6 protein-coding genes are annotated in these 4681 nt (G+C 50.9%); all 6 read right to left on the bottom strand.

Annotated features, from left to right (window positions below):
- Positions 1-1373, bottom strand: a 1373-nt coding sequence (locus tag NWE96_04265; GenBank protein MCW3983191.1) for a site-specific integrase, incomplete at its 3' end; no start/stop codon positions are given.
- Positions 1370-1765 (bottom strand): hypothetical protein, encoded by a 396-nt coding sequence (locus NWE96_04270; GenBank protein MCW3983192.1) that lies wholly within the window; start codon positions 1763-1765, stop codon positions 1370-1372. The genes NWE96_04270 and NWE96_04265, both read right to left, overlap by 4 nt.
- Positions 1758-3548: a hypothetical protein gene (locus NWE96_04275; protein ID MCW3983193.1), complete on the bottom strand. Its 1791-nt coding sequence runs from the start codon at positions 3546-3548 to the stop codon at positions 1758-1760. The genes NWE96_04270 and NWE96_04275 overlap by 8 nt, the downstream gene beginning before the upstream one ends.
- A gap of 12 nt (positions 3549-3560) precedes the next feature.
- Positions 3561-3884: a hypothetical protein gene (locus NWE96_04280; GenBank protein ID MCW3983194.1), complete on the bottom strand. Its 324-nt coding sequence runs from the start codon at positions 3882-3884 to the stop codon at positions 3561-3563.
- Positions 3885-3904: 20 nt separating this feature from the next.
- The gene (locus NWE96_04285) at positions 3905-4276 is read right to left on the bottom strand and encodes a hypothetical protein (protein MCW3983195.1); all 372 of its coding nucleotides are present in this window, start codon (positions 4274-4276) and stop codon (positions 3905-3907) included.
- Entirely contained in the window at positions 4276-4527 is a 252-nt protein-coding gene (locus tag NWE96_04290; GenBank protein ID MCW3983196.1) for a hypothetical protein, read from the bottom strand. The genes NWE96_04285 and NWE96_04290 overlap by 1 nt, the downstream gene beginning before the upstream one ends.
- Positions 4528-4681 lie beyond the last annotated feature (154 nt).

Genomic DNA, 4681 nt, shown 5'->3' on the forward strand with positions numbered 1-4681 from the left:
TGGTTTTCTGTTTGTTCTTGTGTCTCGGTGATGTTTCCCCGCTTTAAGGCATCTTTGGTCAAGATTTCTTCGGGGTTTTCGCCCCACGCCCGTATTATTTCTTTTAGTTGCGCGATTCTGTTTAGCTGCGTTTTAGGTCTGATTGCCAGCCCTGCAGATTGGTAGATGTTTCTGAGGGTTTCTATGCCTAAGCTTTGGACGTCTTCATAGGTATCGATTGTGTGGCCCATCATGTAGTTGATGATGTCGGTGTCAATTTTTGCTGCGCTCATCTGAGTTCTGAAGAATTTTCTCAGGCTGTGGGTTCTGACGCTGTACATCCAGCTGTCTGGAAGTTTTTTGGCGATTTTTGCTTCAACGGCTAAGTTGTGGACTATTTGTCTGATGCATTTTTCGGTTACGCCTACGACTCGGTTTGCAAAGTGGCTGTTTCTAATTAGCGGTGAGTCGTCGGTGATTTCTTCTGGCGGCGTATATCGGCTACCTTGTCTTCTTTCTGCTATGTACAACTTGAGCAGTTGGCTTGCTTCAGCATTTAGGAAAGTGTCGTAGTCGTGGTATTTGCCTTTAGTGATTGCGGCTTCGACATGAACGTGGATTGGCACTCGTCCTGCTTCCAAGTCTTCTTTGACGTGTCGGTATTTGAGTTTGGCGAAGGTTCCTTCTCGGAATCCGCCTGTGGCTATGGCTGCGATGATGAAGCTTTCGCGTGTGGCAGCTTTGTCTAGCATGGTGGCGATTTCTTCAGGTTTTGGCGCTCGGTCTTTGTAGGCTGTCTTTCGGCTAAGCGGCTCGTCGAGTTCGACTTTTTTGATGCCGTTTACTCGGTAGAAGGTTTTGACGGCTTTAATGCAGTTGCAGACTGCAGATGGCTTAAGACCAGCATCTTGTAGTTCAGCTAAGTAGTCGCTTAGGAATCCGCAGTGGTTTTGGACTTTTATGGGGTCGGGTATGGCGCCGACTGGTTTTGCGTCTTGGATGATGGCGTCTGGGCTGTGTCCGAGCCATGTTGCGTATTTTCTGACATTGACTGAGTAGAGCACGCAGCTTTTTTGGGAGCCTGAGCAGTGGCGCAGGAAATGTCGGGCTATTTTGAGTAGGCTTTCGTTGTTGAAGATGTATGGGATTATGCTTGGGCGTTCGTTGAGGCATGAGCGGATGATGTAGTCGACTAAGCCTTTTTCTTTGGCTTGTAGGATTTTTTGGAGTTCGATGGCTATGGGTTGTCTGAGTTTCCAGCCGCTTAAGCTTCTGTCGATGATTATGAGGTCGCCTTGGAATGTCAGCGGTAGATTTAGGCTTTTCAGTTCTTCGACGGTAAGGTTGCGGTTGCGGGTTATAGCGGGGGCTACAGTAGTTGTTTGCTCTGTCATGGCGTTTCTTTCCTTGTGGAGTCTTTTGCTCCGGGAGTTTTTCGCTCCGATGGTCGGAACGCGAACTCGGCTTTTATTATGGGGTGTTTGCGATTTAAATTCCAGTCACAATTTGTTTGTAATGGTTGCGGGCAGACTTTGAGCCTCTGCAAATCCAAGATGTCGCTTTTCAGCAGCACCAGCCCTGAAGCTTTAGGGTCACCGCCACGCAGCGAAGGCGTGTCAGCGTCCCTGTCCCAGCTGAGCGTCAAATAATCGGGGCACTCGTAGAGTAGCCAGCCAACCGCTTCTCGAACTTGTGGTCGCATAGCCAGAGCAGAAGCTCGGTGATAAAGTACATGGTCAATGTAACGGACAAAGACGAGCTCTTGCAAGTCAGAAGCCTTACTCATGGCTACTCAACCTCTCTGAAAGCCTTAGCCCGCATGGTCCGCAGAGGAAGCCCCAAGATTCGTCAAAGAGCGTCACCTGCCAGTCTGGTCTGCCCTTGGCGCCGCAGCACACGCAGGTTTCAATCCCAAAATCCATCGTCAACCTGTAAACCGACTTAGCTTTAGCCGCCAGCTCCTCGAAGCTGAGGTTTGCAAACGAGTTAACAAGTGAAACGACTTCTCCCTGTGTCTCTGTCTCTTTTTCGGTTTTTTCACTCCCTAAATCAGGTGTATTTTGCGAAATGGAGCCTGTTTCTGAGGCTTCATTTTCAGCTTTTGACGCGTCGGCACCTGCAGATGTTGGGTAACTCGTTAACTTGTTTGCAAGGCTGCAGCCGTACTTTTTGGCTATGCGCCTAAGCTTCTCTGCGTCGAATTCGTAGATTCTGCCCGGACCCTTCTGTCCCCTTGTGTTGGTTTTTCTGCCGCTTAGCACTTCGCGTAGCCTGTAGCCGACCTTCTGTTTGGTGACTTCGCCGAATTCAGCTGTATCCATCTTGTTGGGCTTCTTGTCGTCCAGTTTACCCTCCAAATCCTTGACTAATGCGTCCCAGACGTCGGCGAAGGCAAGCGGCTGATTGGGCGCGTACAGTTCGCAGATGACTTTGACGATGTGGCCTTCCAACGTGTTGGTTTTCTCGTTCAGCCGTTCCTTCTGCAGCAGCTCAAGATGTATCCGCAAATCCGCCTCAACGGTTAAGCCTGAGACGATTTGGAGGATGGGTTTCCAGAGCTCTTTTAGGCGCCCCTTGACGGCTAGGTCGATTTCGGGAATCTTCCATTCCATGCTGGCTAAACGCCATTTCAGCAACATATCCCGCAACTGTCGGAGGCGCTTCTCGTCTTCCTCGTTAAAGTCCGCCCAATCCCTACGCGGATAACCTTCCACCATAGGAATGAAGATGAAGCGCTCCAGCAAGCCTTTTACGTGGGGGATTTCTTCAGCGGCGCAGGCTTTGAAGCAGAAAACGCGGAAGTACTTGATGAACCGCTTGTTCTGAGTAATCATGGTTCTTGGAACGACGGCGCCTCGTTTGTAGCCTGCCTTGTAAATCTTTGATTTCTCCATATCCCGCTGCAGCCCCTGCGCCTCATCCTCCAATATGGTGCCAGGCGCCTCGGAATCATCCAAGTAGCCGTACGTATCCGCTGAGGGGATGGTGACGCCTAGCATGGGGCGGTAGCACAGCCAGTTAAGCAGGTTCAGCGCAACAGTTTTTCCGCTCTCGTTATCGCCCACGAAGTACACGTAGGGCACCGTGCGCAATTTCTCCTGCTGATAACTCAGCAAGACGCAGGCTGCGAGGTAGTCTTTCCAAATCGACTCCACATCCAAAAACAGGTCAAATTCGTCTCTTACCTTCCAGAACAGTTCCTCGCGGCTGGGCACAGTGCCTTCGTAGTATCCGTAGGGTTCGTAGGGGTACTCGTTTGGGTACTCTTTTGGCAGGAAGGCTTCGCCTTCGGCTGTGACATCTTCACAAACCCTAAACGAGTCCTTGTTTGCCACGAGAAATGCTGGCTTCCCCTTGTGGTAGATGGCTTCAAAGTAGCCTTGCTCGGCAATGCCGCAGGTCTTGTGCAGTTTAGGCTTTTCTTTGTCTTTGGGGTAGAAGTCTTCGCATGCAGGGTCAGTTTTGAGGATTACGCCTTTGCGTATGTCGTCTTGGTAGGTGCATGGGCTGTCTTTGACTTTGTAGTTGGCGCAGTCGCCGCATTTTTTGCCTTTGCCCCGCTGAACCATAAGAACGCTCCTTTAGACGAAGAATTCCAGCCGAGTTGTGCCTGACCCGTCAGTGTACTTCTCCCTGAGCGGCAAGCCCTTTTTTGTGATGTCTTTGAGTATGGCGTCTTTGGATGCACTGTGGCGTTTGCTTAGTTTTTCGAGTATGGCGTCCTGCTGCTGTGGCGTCAGGTCTTTCCAGGCGACGAGGAAGACGCGTTCGGCTGCTTCGATGCCTTCCAGCGTTGCCGTTTGGGGAAGCATGCTCTGCACTGGAACCGCGCCATCAGGGAAAATGTCGCCCCATGCCTGCTTGCCTTCAGCGTTAAGATAAACCCATGTTCGATATCTCCTCAAGAAAAGTTGCCTCCTGCGCGTTAGGTTGCGGTTTTGGGTTTGAGTTTTTGGCGGTAGATCTTGTCTTCGCCGTATAGCCAATAGCTGTACTGGTAGCCTTCGCCGTGGTAGCGGTCTTTGATGGTTGCGTTACTGTTTCTTAGGATGTTGTAGGCGCTTTGCCACTTGTCGGGGATGTTGTTTTGTTTGTAGGCGACTTCGAAATCGCCGAGTTTTGCGCCCTGCTGCGGCTCAAACCTTAGTGTGGTGAAGGTGATTTCTTGGACGGCGGCTGCTTGCGTTTTTTCTTTTACTTCAGGCGGCGCCAGAGAATCAATGAATTCATTGGCGGCGTCAGCAATCATCAAAGCGGCGTCTCTGAGCTTGACTAAAAATTCGACCTGCTTGTCCATCACTGCGTCGCCCCTTCACTGTTGGCTTTCGTTTTCTCTTTGCGCTTTACCAGTTCCCATGGAACATGCGTTACCAGTCCGCAGCCGACGTAGCGGTAGAAGTACTCGGGGTCGATGATGCGGTAGTGGTCTGCTTTCATGTATCGGGGTTTGTGCATTTTGACGTAGCAGGCGCAGTCTTCGCCAAGACAGGAAGCGTCTTCCTGCTGCGGATAGGCAGCGGCTAGCGGGCAGAGTTTATGGCTCAGCATGGCTGGTGCCTCTTTTAGGGGTTGAAGAATTTGTCGTCTGGGATGTTGCCGCTTATTTCCGTGAACTGCTGTTTTGCGCAGAAGTCTTTGATGTCTACGAGTTTTTGGTCGCCTGGGTTTTCGAACTGTTTTTTGAAGCCGCAGTTGCCGATCC

This window comes from Candidatus Bathyarchaeota archaeon (genome assembly GCA_026014685.1).
GTDB lineage: Archaea > Thermoproteota > Bathyarchaeia > Bathyarchaeales > Bathycorpusculaceae > Bathycorpusculum.